10 protein-coding genes and 3 pseudogenes are annotated in these 18,668 nt (G+C 45.9%); 9 read left to right on the top strand and 4 right to left on the bottom strand.

Annotated elements, in window-relative coordinates; translation table 11 throughout:
* Positions 1-219: 219 nt before the first annotated feature.
* The 7 genes and pseudogenes from F7Y48_RS20165 (at position 220) to F7Y48_RS20195 (ending at position 8,420) form a co-directional block, all read left to right on the top strand.
* Positions 220-840, top strand: coding sequence for a hypothetical protein (locus F7Y48_RS20165; RefSeq protein WP_256957223.1), 621 nt, complete (start codon positions 220-222; stop codon positions 838-840).
* Positions 750-1,352 (top strand): annotated as a pseudogene (gene galT, locus F7Y48_RS20170) (galactose-1-phosphate uridylyltransferase); the annotation flags it as partial. The gene F7Y48_RS20165 and the pseudogene galT, both read left to right, overlap by 91 nt.
* Positions 1,353-1,480: 128 nt before the next feature.
* A pseudogene (galK, locus tag F7Y48_RS20175) lies at positions 1,481-2,626 on the top strand (galactokinase).
* Between the two features lie 9 nt (positions 2,627-2,635).
* Positions 2,636-3,699, top strand: a pseudogene (gene galM, locus F7Y48_RS20180) (galactose-1-epimerase).
* Positions 3,700-4,161: 462 nt separating this feature from the next.
* Positions 4,162-5,793 (top strand): sodium/sugar symporter, encoded by a 1,632-nt coding sequence (locus F7Y48_RS20185; RefSeq protein ID WP_256957222.1) that lies wholly within the window; start codon positions 4,162-4,164, stop codon positions 5,791-5,793.
* Between the two features lie 90 nt (positions 5,794-5,883).
* Positions 5,884-7,728, top strand: a complete 1,845-nt coding sequence (locus F7Y48_RS20190) for a DUF294 nucleotidyltransferase-like domain-containing protein (protein ID WP_301660408.1) — start codon at positions 5,884-5,886, stop codon at positions 7,726-7,728.
* 8 nt (positions 7,729-7,736) lie between these two features.
* Positions 7,737-8,420: a 3'-5' exonuclease gene (locus F7Y48_RS20195; RefSeq protein WP_256957220.1), complete on the top strand. Its 684-nt coding sequence runs from the start codon at positions 7,737-7,739 to the stop codon at positions 8,418-8,420.
* 10 nt (positions 8,421-8,430) lie between these two features.
* Here the strand turns inward: F7Y48_RS20195 and F7Y48_RS20200 are convergent, their stop codons facing one another.
* The 4 genes from F7Y48_RS20200 to F7Y48_RS20215 all read right to left on the bottom strand — a co-directional run bounded on the left by F7Y48_RS20200 (position 8,431) and on the right by F7Y48_RS20215 (position 16,027).
* Positions 8,431-9,420, bottom strand: coding sequence for a substrate-binding domain-containing protein (locus F7Y48_RS20200; protein WP_301660407.1), 990 nt, complete (start codon positions 9,418-9,420; stop codon positions 8,431-8,433).
* Between the two features lie 279 nt (positions 9,421-9,699).
* Entirely contained in the window at positions 9,700-11,817 is a 2,118-nt protein-coding gene (locus F7Y48_RS20205; protein ID WP_258489206.1) for a methyl-accepting chemotaxis protein, read from the bottom strand.
* 679 nt (positions 11,818-12,496) lie between these two features.
* Positions 12,497-14,014 carry a BCCT family transporter gene (locus tag F7Y48_RS20210; protein WP_213904569.1) on the bottom strand — a complete coding sequence of 506 codons (1,518 nt, stop codon included), beginning with the start codon at positions 14,012-14,014 and terminating at the stop codon, positions 12,497-12,499.
* Positions 14,015-14,035: 21 nt separating this feature from the next.
* Positions 14,036-16,027, bottom strand: coding sequence for a CocE/NonD family hydrolase (locus F7Y48_RS20215; RefSeq protein WP_258489208.1), 1,992 nt, complete (start codon positions 16,025-16,027; stop codon positions 14,036-14,038).
* A gap of 117 nt (positions 16,028-16,144) precedes the next feature.
* Here F7Y48_RS20215 and F7Y48_RS20220 point away from each other — a divergent pair, with 117 nt between their 5' ends.
* Positions 16,145-17,056 (top strand): LysR family transcriptional regulator, encoded by a 912-nt coding sequence (locus tag F7Y48_RS20220; protein ID WP_316685324.1) that lies wholly within the window; start codon positions 16,145-16,147, stop codon positions 17,054-17,056.
* Between the two features lie 233 nt (positions 17,057-17,289).
* On the top strand, positions 17,290-18,192 hold the full coding sequence (locus tag F7Y48_RS20225; protein WP_301660406.1) for a LysR substrate-binding domain-containing protein: 903 nt from the start codon (positions 17,290-17,292) through the stop codon (positions 18,190-18,192).
* Positions 18,193-18,668: the final 476 nt, after the last annotated feature.

Here is an 18,668-nt window from a genome sequence, read left to right on the forward strand (position 1 = left end):
AACGTTATAGCGATTGATTTGGCAAAAATGTCTTTCAGGCTTGTAAATTAAGCCCACAGGGAAAAGTTATATACAATCGAGAAATAAACAGAACGAAGCTCAAAGAACTTCTAATTAAAGAGAAGCTTTCATTAGTGGTAATGGAATCGTGTGCTAGTGCTCATTATTGGGCGAGATATGCTAAAGCCGCTGGTCATCAAGTCAAAGTGATCAATACTCGTGCGGTTAAGGGATTTCAAACAAAAAACAGATAAGAACGATGCTCTTGCAATTGACACCGCAGCATCTCTTGAGCATATCCATAGCGTTCGAGTTCAATCTGTGGATGATCAAGCAATGCAAGGAATGGAACGAGGCAGAAATTTAGCTCTCACTCACCAGATAGCTCAAAGTAATCATATTCGTGGGTTACTGCCAGAATTGGGGGGCATTCTACCCCGAGGATTAACTTCGTTAAGAGAAGGGATTCCATTTGTTCTTGAAGATGCGGAAAATGGATTACCTGATCAGTTCAGAGCCGTGCTTCTTCGGTTGTGGGAACATTTGCTTATTCAGATAGAACATCTGGATGATCTGGCTAAACAGATAGAGATGGCAATTGAAGATAATGATGTCTGTCAGAAGTTAATAAAATTTGAAGGAATTGGTCCTATAGAGACTTTAGGTCTTGCTCTGCGATTAGGGAAAGGCGAGAACTTCTCAAGTGGAAGATGTGCATCAGCCAGCATAGGCTTAACACCAAAGCAGCAGCATTCGAGAATAAAGGCGAGACGATGGGCTGCTCTCAGCCGCATCCACATGGCCAAATTTGGGCCAACAGCTTCTTACCTAACGAGATAGAACGAAAAGAGAAACACCTTAAAGCCTACTACTACCAAGAGCATGGCCGTAATTTGCTGGTGGACTACGCAGAAGCGGAACTCAAGGATGGTGCGCGCACCGTTGTCGAGACCGAGCACTGGCTAGCGGTAGTGCCTTACTGGGCGGCGTGGCCATTTGAAACCATGCTATTGCCAAAAACGCATATCCGCCGCATGAGCGAACTGAGCGATGAGCAACGTGACGATCTTGCCGTGGCGATCAAAAAATTGACGAGCCGTTACGACAACTTATTCCAATGTTCTTTCCCTTACTCCATGGGGTGGCATTACGCCCCGTTCTTTGAAGCGGGAACGGACATCGACCATTGGCAACTACACGCCTTGTTCTACCCGCCACTACTGCGCAGCGCCACGGTACGTAAGTTCATGGTTGGTTACGAAATGCTGGCAGAGAGCCAACGCGATCTCACCGCTGAGCAAGCGGCGCAGCGTCTGCGTGATCTAAGTGACGTGCATTACAAAGAACAATAAGCCCATGGTATTTGAAGCGGCACCCCCAACGATTTGGGGGGTTAAGAAAATATCCGATTTTAAAAATACGTATTGCAGTGCCAGTTTGTGATCCCAAGAGTTACCACAAATAGTTTTAGGAATAGAAAATGTCTGAATTAATCCAAAATGTGAAAGCCTCATTCGAGCAAGTATTGAGCTATGCACCCAGTCATATAATTCAAGCACAGGGTCGCGTTAACCTGATTGGTGAGCACACCGATTACAACGACGGTTTTGTCCTACCATGTGCCATTAACTACCAAACCGTGGTCGCCGCGAAAAAACGAGACGATAACCTTGTACGTGTGGTATCAGTCGATTACGACAACGTGGTGGACGAATTTGATATCAGCCAAGCGATCACCTTCTAACAGGACAAAATGTGGGCCAACTACATTCGCGGTGTGGTGAAGTTTTTATTAGCTCGCGGTTACCAGTTTACCGGTGTTGACATCGCGGTCACCGGTAACGTGCCCCAAGGGGCGGGACTGAGTTCTTCAGCGGCGCTTGAAGTGGTGATTGGGCAAACCTTCAAAGTGTTGTTCAATCTTGAGATCAGCCAAGCTGAAATTGCGTTGAACGGTCAGCAAGCGGAGAACGAATTCGTCGGTTGTAACTGCGGCATCATGGACCAAATGATCTCCGCTGAAGGGCGCGAAAACCATGCCATGTTGTTAGATTGCCGTACGCTAGAAACGCAAGCGGTGTCGATGCCAGAAAACATGGCGGTGGTGATCATCAACTCAAACAAAAAACGCGGCTTGGTTGATAGCGAATACAACACCCGTCGTCAGCAGTGTGAAGCAGCGGCGCGCATTTTTGGTGTTAAAGTCCTGCGTGATGTGACGATTGAGCAGTTTGATCAGAAAGCCGCTGATCTGGATGAAATGGTGGCAAAACGCGCGCGCCACGTGATCACCGAAAACGCTCGCACACTTGAGGCGGCTGAGGCACTGCGTGCGCACGACATGAAACGCATGGGCGAGCTGATGGCACAGTCCCACACCTCAATGCGTGATGATTTTGAAATCACCGTGAAAGAGATCGATACCTTAGTTGAGATGGTCAAAGACGTGATTGGCGACCAAGGCGGTGTGCGTATAACGGGCGGCGGTTTTGGTGGTTGTGTGGTGGCACTGGTTGAGAAAGTGAAAGCCACCGTTGAAGCCAACTACGAGGCGGCGACAGGGCTGAAAGAGTCCATTTACGTATGCCAAGCGAAACCGGGCGCGGGTCTGGTTGAGGTGCTGTAAGGAGTCGTCATGAACCGCGATTTTACCCAACTGCAACAAGCGATGGCGTGCACGCCATCGTTTGATGGTCAACCCGCTGAGTTGGTGCATTTAACTAACGCAAATGGCATGACCATCACCTTAATGGACATGGGGCCACGTGGTTGAGCTGCACCCTTCCGCTGAATGGTACGCCACGAGAAGTGCTACTGCGTTCGCCCAATATGCATGAGCATAGGCACCAAGCTACCTACTTTGGTGCGATGGTTGGTCGCTTTGCCAACCGCATTGCCAAGGGGCAGTTTGAAGTGGACGGTCAGCGTTATCAATTGGCGGTCAACAACGGTGACAATGCACTGCACGGTTGCGTTGAAGGCTTTGATAAGCGTCGTTGGCGTATTGTTCAGCGTGAGCCTAATATGGTCGAGTTTACCCTGCATTCGCCAGATGGTGGCCAAGGGTACCCGGGCAATGTGGATGTTAAGGTACGCTACACGCTGAGCGATGACAACGAAGTGATGATTGATGAACACGCGACAAGCGATCAGTCTTGTCCACTCAATTTAACCAATCATGCTTATTTCAACTTGGCGGGTGAGGCGAGTGAAAGCATGGGGCTTGAGCACCGCTTGCAGATGAATGCTGAGCATTATTTGCCTACGGATGCCGGCTTGATCCCCACAGGGGAGCATAAACCGGTTGCTGGCACCAGTTTTGATTTTCGTCAGCCCAAACGCATAGCGGATGAATTTCTCTGTGATGGCGATCAAAAAATCGCGGCAGGGTATGATCACTCGTTTGTGCTTAATCCACCATTGTCGGATGGCAAAGACGTGGCCGCTGTGCTGTTTGCACCCAACGACGATGTGTGCATGAAAGTACGTACCACCAAGCCGGCGATTTAATTCTAATCCGGTAATTTTTTACTCGGCACGCCCGGCGCAAGCAAGGTTTATCAAAATCATGATGGGCTCGCATTAGAAGCGCAATATTTTCCCGACGGGCCGAATAAGCCAGAATGGGGACTCAACTACGGGGTGTTGAGCTTTGAAGATTGCTATCAACATAGAACGGTTTATGAGTTCGAATTTTAAGAGGTTCAAGTGTTATAAGTATATAAACTTTCGATACCAATTTTAATTATAGTGTAAACGATTATCAAAGAAGCTAAAAAACTAATAGAAAAACACTGTCATTAGCTCTGTACCACCTATTTTTATAGGTGGTTTTTATTGGTTTTAATATAGTATTAGCTCGCTTCAACTTTACTTCGTTTTCAATGTTGAGATTACCTTTAAGCAAACCAAATTGACTGGTTTATAATTGCGTTTTAATAAGTTATGTCATTAGAATAGTCAAATAATATAACTATCTACGTTACATCAAACGTTATTTAGGATATCTCTCAACACATAATAACTTTTACTGAAAGTGTGATTTGCGCCTCCATTTTGATTCAACGTGTAAGATTTATACATACATGTGATACATATTGGATTTTTCTTGAGTGGTAACGTTTACACTTTTTGGCGTGAAACAACTATAGGATGAAACAAATGTCTAATATAGAGCATGGTCTAAACACGATTGACATAATGGTTTTCGCCATTTATGTCGCGATTATTATTGGGGTGGGACTTTGGGTTTCCCGCGATAAGAAAGGCGCTCAAAAAAGCACAGAAGATTACTTTTTGGCGGGTAAATCTCTTCCTTGGTGGGCGGTCGGTGCGTCATTGATCGCTGCCAACATCTCTGCTGAGCAGTTTATCGGCATGTCGGGTTCTGGTTATTCTATCGGTTTGGCGATTGCGTCCTACGAGTGGATGGCTGCCATCACTTTGATTATCGTGGGTAAATACTTTTTACCTATCTTTATTGAAAAAGGGATCTACACCATTCCTGAGTTTGTAGAAAAGCGTTTCAATAAGCAGCTTAAGACGATTTTAGCGATTTTCTGGATCTCACTTTATATCTTCGTCAACCTTACTTCCGTTCTTTACCTCGGTGGTTTGGCACTCGAAACCATTCTTGGTATTCCGTTGATGTACTCTATTGTGGGTCTGGCACTGTTTGCTTTGGTTTACTCGGTTTACGGTGGTTTGTCGGCTGTGGTTTGGACCGATGTTATCCAAGTGTTCTTCCTTATCCTTGGTGGCTTCATGACGACCTTCATGGCGGTGAGCTACATTGGTGGTGCGGATGGTTGGTTGGCAGGCATGTCAAAAATGGCTGAAGCGGCACCAGGTCACTTTGAGATGATCCTTGACCAAAGCAACCCGCAATACATGAACCTACCTGGTATCGCGGTACTGATTGGTGGTCTTTGGGTTGCGAACTTGTACTACTGGGGTTTCAACCAATACATCATTCAAAGAACGTTGGCAGCGAAGTCGGTAGCAGAAGCGCAAAAAGGTATCGTATTTGCTGCATTCTTAAAACTTATTGTACCGTTCCTTGTGGTTATTCCTGGTATTGCGGCTTACGTGATCACGTCAGACGCACAATTAATGGCAGGTCTTGGTGAAGTTGGTGCATCAAACCTACCAAGCGCAGCGCATGCTGACAAAGCATACCCATGGTTGACTCAGTTCCTACCTGTTGGTGTGAAAGGTGTGGTATTTGCTGCACTAGCAGCGGCTATCGTGTCGTCACTGGCGTCTATGCTTAACTCGACTGCAACTATCTTCACGATGGATATTTACAAAGAGTACATTGCCCCAGAATCTGGTGACCACAAACTGGTTAACGTTGGTCGTACCGCAGCGGTTGTTGCTCTTGTTATCGCATGTTTCATCGCGCCAATGCTAGGTGGTATCGGTCAAGCATTCCAATACATTCAGGAATACACCGGTCTGGTTAGCCCAGGTATTCTTGCGGTATTCCTACTGGGTCTGTTCTGGAAGAAAACCACCAGTAAAGGTGCCATCATTGGTGTTGTTGCTTCTATCCCATTTGCACTGTTCTTGAAATTCATGCCACTTTCCATGCCTTTCATGAACCAGATGCTCTACACGCTGCTGTTCACGATTGTTGTGATTGCGTTCACTAGCTTGAGCACCTCAGCAAACGATGACGATCCAAAAGGCATCAGCGTGACCGCATCCATGTTCGCCACGGACCGCAGCTTTAATATCGCGTCATATGGCATCATGATCATACTAACGGTTCTTTATGCGCTATTCTGGTAAGTAGACCGTTAACGAAGCTCCGCTCATTATTGGCGGAGCTTTTTTCGTTTTTGGCCTATGAATTTTATGTGTTAGCGGGATGGAGTGTTGATGGATTCTACTTTACTACCCAATGTCGTTGCCTTTCTCAAAACGATTGCGCCATTTTCTCAGCTTCCGGATGAAGTGCTCGACCGTATCGCAAGCGATGCGGACATCTTGTTCTGGGGGCAGCAGCAACATATTGCGCTCAATGATGCGTCTGAGCGTAGCCTGTATATTCTGCGATCTGGTGTGATTGAGCAGCGCTTTCCTAATGGGAGCCTAAGAGCGAGACTCGGTAAAAATGATCTGTTTGGTTTTAACCTTGTGCAAGACAACTATCGTATCGAAACGGTTGAAAGCTGCTTAGTTTATAAATTTAACTACGAGTTGTTGCTCGCCAAGCTTGCAAACTTTGCATCCATTGCCAATCAATTCGCGACTAACGCCAATCATCGCCTTCAATCTCGGGTCGATAATGAATTAATGGAAGCTGTAAAGGGCGTTTATTTTAAGTCAGTGCAGGAGATAGCGCACTGCGATGTGGTGATGGTCGCACCGAGTACATCGATTCAGCGCGTTGCACAACAGATGCGAGACCATCAGGGCAGTACCTGTGCTCTGGTACTGGATGAGGGGACACTGGTGGGTATTGTCAGTCAGCGTAACCTCAGCAATCGCGTAGTAGCGGATGCGATGGATGTTCGTGGCCCAATCCGTGATGTGATGACGCCAGATCCGTATACGCTAGGGCAAGATGAACTGGTGCTTGCCGCCGTTAATCTGATGATGAAGCACAACATTCAACACGTGCCGATCGTCGACAGAGATCATCAAGTTGTTGGTTTAGTCACGCCCAAACAGTTGGTGCAAGAACATGGTGTGCAGGCCATTTATTTGATTGAAAAAATTCGCAACTGCGACGCCTTAGACGCACTGAGCAAACTCATCCCTTTGCGCGAATCCGTATTCGAAGCGATGGTCGAAGCGCACATGCCGGCGCAGATGATTGGGCAAGTCCTGACAATGATTTATGATGCGTTTACCTCACAACTACTGAAAATGGCCGAACAAGTGGTTGGCAAGCCGCCATGTCGCTATGCGTGGATAGTCGCAGGATCGCACGCACGAGCAGAGGTGCATTTGGGGTCGGATCAAGATAATGCATTAGTACTTGAGGATGGCGCGACTGAAACAGACAGGATCTATTTTCAGCACTTGGCGATGTTTGTATGCAAAGGGTTGGCCGCGTGTGGGTACTCCTTATGCAATGGGCGTTTTATGGCTGCAACCTCGAAATGGAATCAACCTCTTTATATATGGCAGCAGTACTACCGAAAATGGGCGAACAACCCCGAATATGACATGCTACTCAACCTGAATGTGTTTTTAGAGATCCGCTTAATTGCAGGGGATGAAAGCCTGTTCGAACAGCTCGATCAACATCGGCATGAGTGTGTGACACACAATCCACGTTTGATGTCGGCTCTGGTGAGAAACTTACTCAAAGAGCGCCCACCGCTCGGCATTTTCAACAACTTAGTACTGCAAAGAGACGCCAGTGATGGCAAAACGCTGAACATTAAAAAAGCGGCAATAGGCTTGTTGGTGGATATAGCACGAATTTACGCCCTCAGCAAAGGCGGAGAGATGCGTTCGACCGAAGAGCGAATTGAGTTTGCCTATGAACAAGGGCTTATCAATGAAAGCTCTTATCAAGATTTGATCGGTACCTATCGTTATGTCACTCAATTGCGTTATGCTCATCACCTCAATGGTATTCGAGAGGGGAAAGGGGTGAGTAACTCGATTTATCCTGAACGATTTGGCAGCTTTGAACGCCAACACTTGAAAGATGCATTTCGAATTATTGGCGGCTATCAAGACGCGCTAAAAATGAAATTTGGTTCCTAAGGCCTAATATGAACTCAAGCAAACCAATGCATGCCGACAGTATGGATTTAGCGAAATTCCCTATCTCGCTTAAGGCGTTACTAGAGACGCCACTGCCGAGTAAGTCCGCAGATTTAAAATCACTCGATACGCTTGTGTTGGACTTTGAGACGAGTGGATTTGATGCTGAAAAAGACAAAGTGTTGAGCATCGGGTGGGTTGAAATCCGCAATAGCCAAATTCGTTTAACCAGTGCGCGCCATATTGTGTTGGATCAACCGGTTTTGCAAGAGCATGACTCGGCAAGAATCCACCACCTAAGACCTGAAACCTTGCTCCATTTAGGCATTAGTGAGGAACAAGCCTTTTCGCAGCTGTTTGGGGTAATGAAAGGGAAAGTTGTAGTAGCGCATGGCTGCGTGATGGAAAAACGTTTTTTGCAGCAATATTTGACCACCAACTACGGCCAAGCCGAGTTACCATTGGTCTGGCTCGACACATTAAAAATTGAGCAGTATCGTGAGCAGTTAAGGCAAGTGCGCCGCGATTGGCGTTTGAGCTCAGTCAGGACCGAGCATGGGTTGCCAGGTTATCAAGCGCATAATGCACTCAATGATGCGATTGCCACTGCAGAATTGTATTTAGCGCAAATTCACCGCTTGTTCGGCCACGAACGCGCACCGCTACACGTTGTGGCGAATATTTCAAATTGAATCGTGTCGGCTACACTGAGTACCTACGCACCAGTGTCGGGCTAAAGATCGCGGTTTCTTCCTCAATCTTTTCATCGTGCGCCAGTGCCAACGCTAATTTTGCAGCGCGCTCTGCCATCATTTCGATCGGGTAACGAATCGTAGTCAAACCGGGATGGACAAATCGGGCAATTAAGCCGTCATCGAACCCAACTAATGCGATGTCTTCAGGTACTCGGATGCCGTTTTCTTCTAACACAGCAAGCGCACCGGCCGCCATGTAATCGTTGTAGGCAAACACGCCGGTAAAGTCTAACGATTTGGTGAGAAGGTGAGTCATTGCCACTTCACCACCATCACTGTTTGGCTCACCGTACTCAATATAGCTTTTGGGTAGTTCAATACCGTGTGCATTCAGTGCCGCGTGATAACCTTGTAAACGTTGATGCGTATCTTCAATGTCATGAGAAGAGGCAATGTGCGCAATTTTTTTGTGGCCATTGCGCATCAAATACTCGGTCGCGATCAGAGCGCCTTTCTCGTTATCGAGTGACACACAACGTCCGGCCAATTGCTGAATATGGCGGTATATCAGCACCATTCCCTTTACTTCATTGGCGTAGCCGATTAACTCTTCATCTGACAATGCTTTGGCGTGAATCACCATCGCATCACAGCGGCTGTTGATCAGTAATTCAAGCGCGCGACGCTCATCTTCTGCACTGTGGTAGCCATTCCCAATTAAAAGGTGTTTACCATTCTTATGCGCAACGCAGTCTACCGACTTGATCATTGTGCCAAAAAAGGGGTCGGAGACATCCCCAACTAGCACGCCCATGGTGTTGGTGCTTTGGCTCACTAGCGCGCGTGCCGCCGCATTAGGACGATAGCCCAGTTTACTCATTGCTTTAGTGACCGAATCAATAGAGGCTTGACTCGCTTTGGGGGATTTATTGATCACGCGGGAGACCGTTGCCACGGACACGCCGGCTTCTTTTGCAACATCCTTGATCGTTGCCATAGAGAACCCTTACTGGCTATTAATTTGAATTTTTCGTATTAAACACCCATCGTGTAACAAGCACAAATTGATCGATTACTTTCTCGTGAAAGTAAGACCTAGACCACTTATATACTGAGAAAATTCACAGGTGTATACGTTTGCATTAATTGAGCCTGCACAATATGTCCATACTTTGCGTAAGGTATGTTTCAACGTTATCTCATCAAACCTGGGAACAAAATAAAAAAACCTCAACTGATAGAGCCACTTGAGGTTAAGAATACGTGCGGCTGAAACTTATGATTTCAGCATATTGAGCTGACTGTCGAGCTCAGAAATGGAGCTCCCCATGTCCTGACTGATGGTTTCAACCTCTTCAGAGAGATTATTTAACTCTCTTCCTGCATCGACAATCGCGGTGATATTACGATTAATCTCTTCAGTAACCGAGCTTTGTTCTTCGGCCGCTGTAGCAACTTGGGTCGCGTTGCTTGTGATGCTGCCGATAATGCCAGTCATGTCTTGTAAGCTTTGATTGCTGCTTTCAACATCTTTAACGGCGCTGGAGACTTTATCTCTGTTTTGCTCAATTTGATTGACGGTATTATCCACTTCCGTTTGTAGGTTTTGAATTAATGCATCAATCTCTTCCGTTGAATGCTGAGTGCGTGACGCGAGGTTACGAACCTCGTCAGCGACCACCGCAAAACCGCGTCCAGTATCCCCTGCACGTGCTGCTTCAATGGCGGCATTGAGAGCTAACAAGTTGGTTTGCTCGGCAATATCTCGAATCACATCGAGTATTTTCGAAATATCATCGCTTCGACTCGCCACTTGCGACATTCTTTCACACGCCGTGTCCATATCGGTTGCAACGGTATGAATATCCGACAGCGTTTTGGTAAACATAGTTAAGCTATGATTCAACAACTGGTCGGACTCATGCGCCTCTTTCGAGGTATTTTGTGCCAACATCGAAACCTCTTGCGCGGTAGCCGCCATTTCATTCATCGCTGTCGCTATGTTGTCGGTCTCGGTCGACTGGCGCTGTGCCGCTTGTTTTGATGCGTTAGAGGAGCGTAATAGTGATTCTGAGTTGGCACCAATATCTTTAGATTGCCCTTTCATGGTCACGATCATCACCCTGAACTTTTCAATAAAATCATTGAAGCCAGAGGCCATGTCATTCAGCTCTTTGTGCTTTTGACTTGGGATATTAATCGTTAAATCACCATCGCTACTTGCAAGCGTTTGGAAATGTTTGCTCATCACCATCAATGGTTTAGTAAAACTGTTAACCATAAAACCAACAACAACAAGGGAGATCGCCAAACCGATGGAGGCTTGTCCTACCATGATGGAGTTGATCTGATTAAAACTCGACGTCAGCATCTTTTGATAAGTTACCGAATCCGCTAATGCGACCGACTTAGGCAATTGATAAACCAACGTCCAATTTAATGAGTCCGTTAATGTAATCTGGATGATCGACAGCAGTGAGTCGTGAGCATCGAGAGATTGTTGGTTTTTAACTGCTTGAATTTCCGCCCATAATTTCGGATTAACCGATTGTAGGGATTGTCCTAAACCATCTTCGGAGGCGCTATGGGCGATGAGCGTACCCTGCTGAGTGAGAAGGAGCATTTCGCCTTGGTTATTGTACAGATTCGCTGAAAGCTGATTGATCAGATCTTGCAGTTCTGGCAAGAAAATATCGACACCAACCATGCCCAAGAACGTATTTCCACTCAGTACGGGCGAGGTGATACTCGTCATTAATGGTGCGCTACCATCTTCCAACTCTTCTCGGTAAGGCTCTAAGATGCAGCTCTTTTTCGTTTCTAGGGAGCAGAGGTACCACTCAGCATTTCGCTGACCAAATTCATTAATACTGCTGTCGTATTTTTCATTAGCGTCGGAAATACGCTCATGGGTTACTTCGGTTCCGTCTCGGTACCAAAATACCTCTAGAGAACCACTGTCGGTACTGTGTCTCGCGTCACCTGACTTAAACATGCTATCAAGACGGTCATAAGCATTTGGCTCAAAATAGGCGTAAAGCGCACTGAAAGCGCGATGATCCATCAGTAACTTCTGAGTAATGGCTTCAACTTGCTCTCTCTCTAAGGGACGACCATCATTACTTAATGCCGTCGAGGCAAGCATAGAAGAGAAAGCATCAGTTAGGTTTAATGCAGAATTAATGTACTGCTCGACTTCTTCTTCTGCACTTCTTGTTGCGAAATGCATGGTTTCACGTGTTTGTTCTTCGAGCATGTTTTCAGCGTAAGAGGTCGTTGATGACGTGATCTCTTTTAGTGACATTTTCACAGAAAGAGAGATCCCACCGATAAGAACAAGCAGTATGCAAGCAAGTGCAAATAAGAGTTTGTTTCGGATACTCCAATTAGACATAAATATTTCCCACTGAGTCCACTTATTCGGACTGTTTATAAGAGATGCCAAATGCGCAGCAATAAAATGAGTAGGTACGCACCTAAGTTTTACAGAACAGATGTCGGCGTTGTGATAGATAGGCGCTAAGTCACTTTATATCCTGATTTTTATATATTAGATATGCATTTTGAATTCATGGCGGTGAATTCATGAGCATTGATAACGCTTAAAGTTACAATGCAAAATCGGCAGAAAATTTATCGAGTTGATAGTACATAAAATCTGTGAGAGCTTCTATATTTCGAATGATATCGTGAAATCCGCACGTAATTGGGATTAAATTCTGATTAGTGGGAGATGGTAGCGCTAAGTGGGGGTTAAATTAGTAATTTCTTAATTATTCAGTATTTAAGTCTTATTTTTCGAGATTTTTAATAAGTGTTTTATCAAAAAATAGTGTAATTATGGAAACTGGATTCCAAAAAAGTGCTAGAGAGAGGGAAAGGGGAGAGCCTAAGTTCTGAACGCTTGTGCGCAAATCATGGTTAACAGAATAGGTAACTGAAGCCTGTTCAACCAAGTGTCGTGAAATTGCTTGTGTATATTAGTGATAAGTTAGAATACGCGAATAGCCGTGTTCAAAAATACCCAACCCCATTAAGCGGGGTTGGGTTAATTTAACGGTAAATGCGGCGACTTAGCGTTGTACCTCCGATGGGTTTTTAATCCAACGAATCAAGGTTAAGCTACAGGCCAGAATAATTAATGTAGCAGGCAAGCCACCAAGGTTGGACAGTTGTTTCACACCATTAATACCCACGGTGCTGACCATGATCCACGCGACTAAGCCGATCAGCGTTCCCCAAACGATCTTGATTGGTAAAGCTGTGTCCTCATCTGACTCAGAGGTGAAGTCTTTAGTACACAAATCCCCAATCGCATCGGTACTGGAGTCCGCAGCGGTAACGTAAGAGATAAACGCGACCAATACGAGGAAGAACGAGGTCACCCCTCCCATCGGTAGTTGATCCATAATGTGGTAGAGCAGCTGTTCGATTCCGCCATTATTTAATACGTTATACAGTGAGCCATTTGTAGTGGTATCAAGGTAAACCGCAGTACCCGAGAACACCGAAACCCAGAACAAAATAAATAGGCTCGGGAAGATCAAGTTCACTTGAATAAACTCTTTGACGGTATAACCGCGACCTATCTTGCCCAAAAACATCGCGGTGATAGGCGCCCAAGCAAACCACACAGCCCAGTAGAATACGCTCCACCATTGCGGCCACGGGTCGTTGGCGGCTTGGCCGGTAAATAGGCTCAAGCGGAAGAAGTTTTGTAGGTACGCACCAAGCCCTTCTGCGCCGATCGATAGCATGTAAACCGTAGGGCCGAAGATCAGCACGAATACAAACAGGGCGATCAACATCCAGAAGTTCGCTTTCGATAAGCGTGCAATACCTTTATTTAACCCACTTGCTGCGGAGAAGACAAAGGTCGCGACAATCAGAGCAATGAAAGTGCCTAAAGTCAGCGCATTACGATCGAGTTCGATAAATTGACTGACACCACCAAGCAACGTCAACGCACCTGTACCGAGTGAAGAGGCCATTCCGACAACCAGTGAGTAAAGGGCGAGCGCATCAATAATGTCTGATACGCGTGGCGTCAGTGCTTTACCAAAGACTGGGCGCAGTGAGCTAGAGATAGAGAAGGGCATCTTCTGATTATAAAACGCTAACGCGAAAATCAGCGCCGGAACACAATAAATCGCGTAAGGCGTCGGCCCCCAGTGCAAGAACATTGCTGAAAAAGCAAACAAAGTTGCGTTTGCGCTACCTGGTTCAATACCAAGGCTTTCCGGTGGCGCGTGCAGATGATAAATCGGCTCAGCGGTGGTCCAGAATAATACACCTACAGCAAGCGTGGTACAAAGTACAATCATGAACCAACGGGGCTTGGTCACGCGTGGCGTACTGTTTTCTCCACCGATACGGATATCACCGAGCTTGGAGAAATAAGTTAAGCCCACCAAAACCAGTAAGTAAAAACTGCCTAAGCTAAAGAGCCAAGAGAATAGCTCTAACACTTTACTGTTAAGCGCACTTGTCACCGCGGTGAATTGCTCTAAATCCACCAAACTTAAGATCAGCGCGCTGACTAAGATGAAAAACGTTGGAAAAAATACCAACGGTCGTAAATATTTAAACATCAAAACATCCTGTTAAATAGGTTACATAAAATTGCGTTTAATGGTTTCATCAAAGGCTTTTTCAAAAATAACCTCGTCATCGTGCTTGGCGGTCCAGTGTGCTTTGATATAAAAATTGTCCGCATCACAGGTCATTACGTACTGGGCTTCAATGCCGGTACGCCACCCATCACGTCCCATATCCACTCGTAGGCGAATGTCGTTTTTCGCACTATGAGGGTCTTCAGGGTGAATAGAGAGAAATTGGTGAATGTCAAAATCAATCTCACTTTGTGATGAATTGAAGTACTGGCAACCAAAATCGTCGTATGTTTCGAGTGTCGTAATGCCAGTTTGATAATCACGATGTACTACACGTTGGCTGTCTGTGGGCGTGCGTTGTTCGCCATCAAAACTCACCGCTCGGCTATAGGCCGGCACACGGTCGGTTAGTGTTTGTGTGCGGTTAAGCGGCAGTTGGATGGAACATTGTGTCGGGTTCAGCGTTAGCGTTGCATCGTGTTCACATGGCCAAGTAAGCGGCCAGTACGCGGTAGATATCGCTACGCGTAACTTGTGTCTTTTTGGTACCACATATGCCATGTGATACAGCGGCACTTCAACGTGATATTCACGTCCCGGTTCTAACGCTTCTGGAAACTCATGGCTGTCGCGATGAGCGAGGTTAAGAATACCGTGACTCACGCGAGTGACTTCACCACTTGGGTGTACATCAGAAACACGGACCACGACGTGCGCGTTAGGTGCAGAGCTCGAAAGTGACAGCGCGGCCTTGATTTGCCCAGCTATTGGCAGATCGTCGGTTAATGATTCGGTTTCAAACACCAATGAGCCAGCATCGTCGTGACGTTGGTCAGCCGGTTGTTCCATTTCTAGGCGAATACCCACACACAAACGACCGCCATCAAGGCCGACATCTTGCGGTGAACGAATCGAAACCGGACCGCTTGTACTTGGTGTCTCTTGCAACGATTTATTGCCCAAATAGTACGTTTGGTACTGAGTATCTGGCGATGGCCACGTTGGCTCACTGACCCATTTACCTGGACGCATCTCGTAGTCGCTGCTTGGCAGCACGCTCTCTTGTAAGTAGTACTGGAGCTCCGGCTCTTGCTCGATGCCGTTCTCGATCCCTTTTAACCAACGGTCCCACCAACGAACAGATTCTTGCACATAATCCATTTTTGGGTTCGGGTAGGCAATGTTGGGGTACTTGTGCGCCCACGGGCCAATCAAGCCTTTTTTCGGCCCCTCTAAATGACTAAGCAGAGAGAATACCGTGTTGCGGTAATTGTCTGCCCAACCGCCAATCGCGTAGACCGGGATCTTGATGTTTGAGTGATCTTCACATACCGAGCCGTGTTTCCAGTAATCACCACGGGTTTGGTTGCTGATCCACGGTTTGGCTAAGAACGGCATGTTATTCAAACGTTCAAGCCAGATTGACTTCCAGTTCTCGCCGACCAACTTGGCATCGGGGCTGCGAGCTTGGGCATAAGCCCAGAAAAAGGCCGCCCAGTCCATGTTGTCGTTTAGCAGACACCCACCGAGGAAGTGAATATCATCACGGAATCGATCATCAGTGGAGCACTGGGTAATGATGGCTTTAAGGGCGGGAGGTTGTAGTGCTGCGATCTGCAGCGAGTTAAACCCACCCCAGGAAATACCGACCATGCCGACGTTACCATCACACCACGATTGTTGTGCGATCCAGTTGATCACGTCGCAGCCATCTTGCAGTTCCTGGGCTGAATACTCATCTTCAAACAATCCTTCCGACTCACCACAGCCGCGTAAATCGACGCGAATACACGCATAACCATGCGCAGCGGTTTCTGGCATCGTGATTTCATCACGAATGACTGTTCCATCATTTTTTCGGTAAGGCAAAAATTCTAAAATGGCAGGTACCGGTTTAGATTCTGCATCGTCCGGCATCCATGCACGGAACGCCAAGCGTGTACCGTCGGGCAGGGTAAGCCAGTCGTGATGAATCTCTTTTACGGATTTCATTCAATCTCCTTAACTATTCATAAATTTTCATTTTTTATATTAAAGCGTGAGATTTGTCAGTAAAACGCTAATTTGTTAAGCTAGGTTCAACTTTTAGTTAACGCTCTTTGAGGAACCATGCCAATAGACCGCAAAACGATCCCAACAACGGGAAGCCTAATCATGTTCGAATCTGCTGCAAGATTGGGGAGTTTTGTCAGTGCATCCGAAGAGCTTTTTGTCTCGACCGCGGCGGTGAGCAAGCAGATAAAACAACTAGAAGATCTACTTCAAGTTAAGCTGTTTAATCGAACTCGTACTGGGGCTGTGGTCACCAGAGCGGGTGAAAAGTACTTGGAAACAACGCGGCAAGTACTTGATATTCTTGAACAAGGAACGAGTCAGTTTTCTGGAGACGATGACAGCACCGTGGTGCTCAATGTGGAAGTTGGGCTGTGTTTTTTGCACTTTTGGCTGCTGCCTAAGCTCGACGATTTTCGTCACCACTATCCACACATTCAGATCAACCTCATTGTCAACAATGAACGTACTCATGTTGACGACAGCGATGATTTCGATGTAGCGTTCTTTTATTCTAGTGTCGATACATCAAACCGTGATAACTATTTACTGTTTCATGATCGCGTGCTGCTAGTGGCAAGCCCTAACTTTGTGCAAACGCGATTAAAAGACAAAGATATGCGCGCCATTTTGCAACAATGGAAAATCATGCTGAAAGAAGAACTGCCAATGTGGGAAGGGTGGGCGTCGTTTTGTCATCGTTTAGGGGTTGATTATGATCCATCCGATGACATCCTCTTTGTAGAAGACCAAGTGGCCGTGATCCAAGCGGCGCTCAATGACGGCGGGGTGGCACTTGTCACCGAGTGGCATGTCAAAGATGCCTTAGAATCCGGCCAATTGGTTGCGTTAACACCAACCATTGAATATGAAAACAAAGCCTACTTTTTGTCGGTGTCAAATAGAGAGAATAACGAAGCGGCCAGGCTATTGATTGACTGGGTGACATCGCAAATCGAACCTGTATAAAGTGTTCAAATGATTATCCAAAGGAGATTCTTGACGGAGTCGAACAACTCCTTTCGTTAATCTGTGCTCTGCTTTTTTAAGAACAGATCATGACGTGTAAGAAAACGGGAAAGTTGAAATCACCAAATTGAGTTTGATAAGGCAAGTGTTTTTGGTGGTTTGCGCAGAAAGGGCGAAGTAATTTTCCCTAAATTAAGTATAATTATGCCCATGACCTTATTGTAATTGTTCCCATGCCATTATCTAAAGAATCACTAAAAACCATCCATGTTATTGCCAATTCAGGAAGCTTTGCGGTTGCAGCAGAGCGCCTAAACCGTGTCCCTTCCGCGATAAGCTATACGGTAAAAAAACTTGAAGAAGAACTTGGTTTTGCTCTTTTTGACCGTACGGGGCGACAAGTGAAGCTAACACCTGCTGGCCACTACTTTATTGAACAAAGTCGATGGATGTTAGACTCATTTGAAGAGTTAGTACGTAACAGTACCATGATCAGCCGCGGAGTTGATGTCTCGTTCGACATCGCAATTAATAATATTATTAACCGTCGAGGCATTGTCGAGCTTGTGAGAGACCTCAATAAGCAATTCCCGTCCACACAGATAGGTATTAAAGTCGAAGTATACAACGGTTGTTGGGATGCTCTTTACGACCGCCGTGCTGATCTTATTATTGGCGCACCAAACTCAGCCCCTAAACTGGAGGGTATTGTGTACCATGCGATAGGCCAAGTGGAATGGGACTTCATCGTTGGCCAAACTCATCCATTAGCATCGCATATTGGAACACTAACCACAGAGAAACTGCGAGGTTATCCTGTGGTCGTTGTTCGTGATACCTCACAGCACATCTCACCACGCGTATCATGGTCGTTAACCGGCCAAACCATGATTTATGCTCCTGAGCTCAATACTGCTATTCGTATGATTGAAGAGGGGATTGGGGTTGGCTACGTTCCTCACCATCTCGTTAAAGAGCGCCTCAATCAAGGAAAAGTTTTAAAAAAAGCCATCATTGAGCATAAGCAGCCAACACAACTTTTTTACGCTTGGCATGCTCAACGTGAAAGTCCAGTCCTTGAGTGGTGCGTCGATTATTTAATTAAAAATGAACATCATTTGAGTTGGCATTGTTAAAGCCGCACGTTCAACGCAAAAGCTCGTTCGCGTCCTATCTATCTTTCCCTTTGTCTGAAACGTTGAGATTGACGTTTTAGACGAAGGTATCATTACGCAATAACTAAAGATGGCTTAGTATTAAGACCTTATTATATATAGTGTCTTCGAAATATAGGCCATATTCCTATTTACACGATTTTAAACTCCATAGATTGCATATTTTAGAGATTATAAGCAGGTTAGTTCTGCATTATTTTAGCGCTACGTTAGTATTGTATCCCTACCTAGCTCTCATTTTTCACAACTAAATGCCGCAAAACCTTGATGCTTTAATGCAAAAAATTCGTTGACTGGTTTGTGGTTGTAACCATTTCTTAACTATTCACACCCTTGTTTATCAAAACATCGAATTTGGTGTGACGTGGATCTTTCTTGATAATAATGCATCAATTATTTTGATTGGTTAGCCGTTATTTTCTCGCTTTTTTTGTTGT

This window comes from Vibrio sp. 2-1-2a (genome assembly GCF_032648565.1).
In the GTDB taxonomy this organism is placed as follows: Bacteria; Pseudomonadota; Gammaproteobacteria; order Enterobacterales; family Vibrionaceae; genus Vibrio; species Vibrio diabolicus.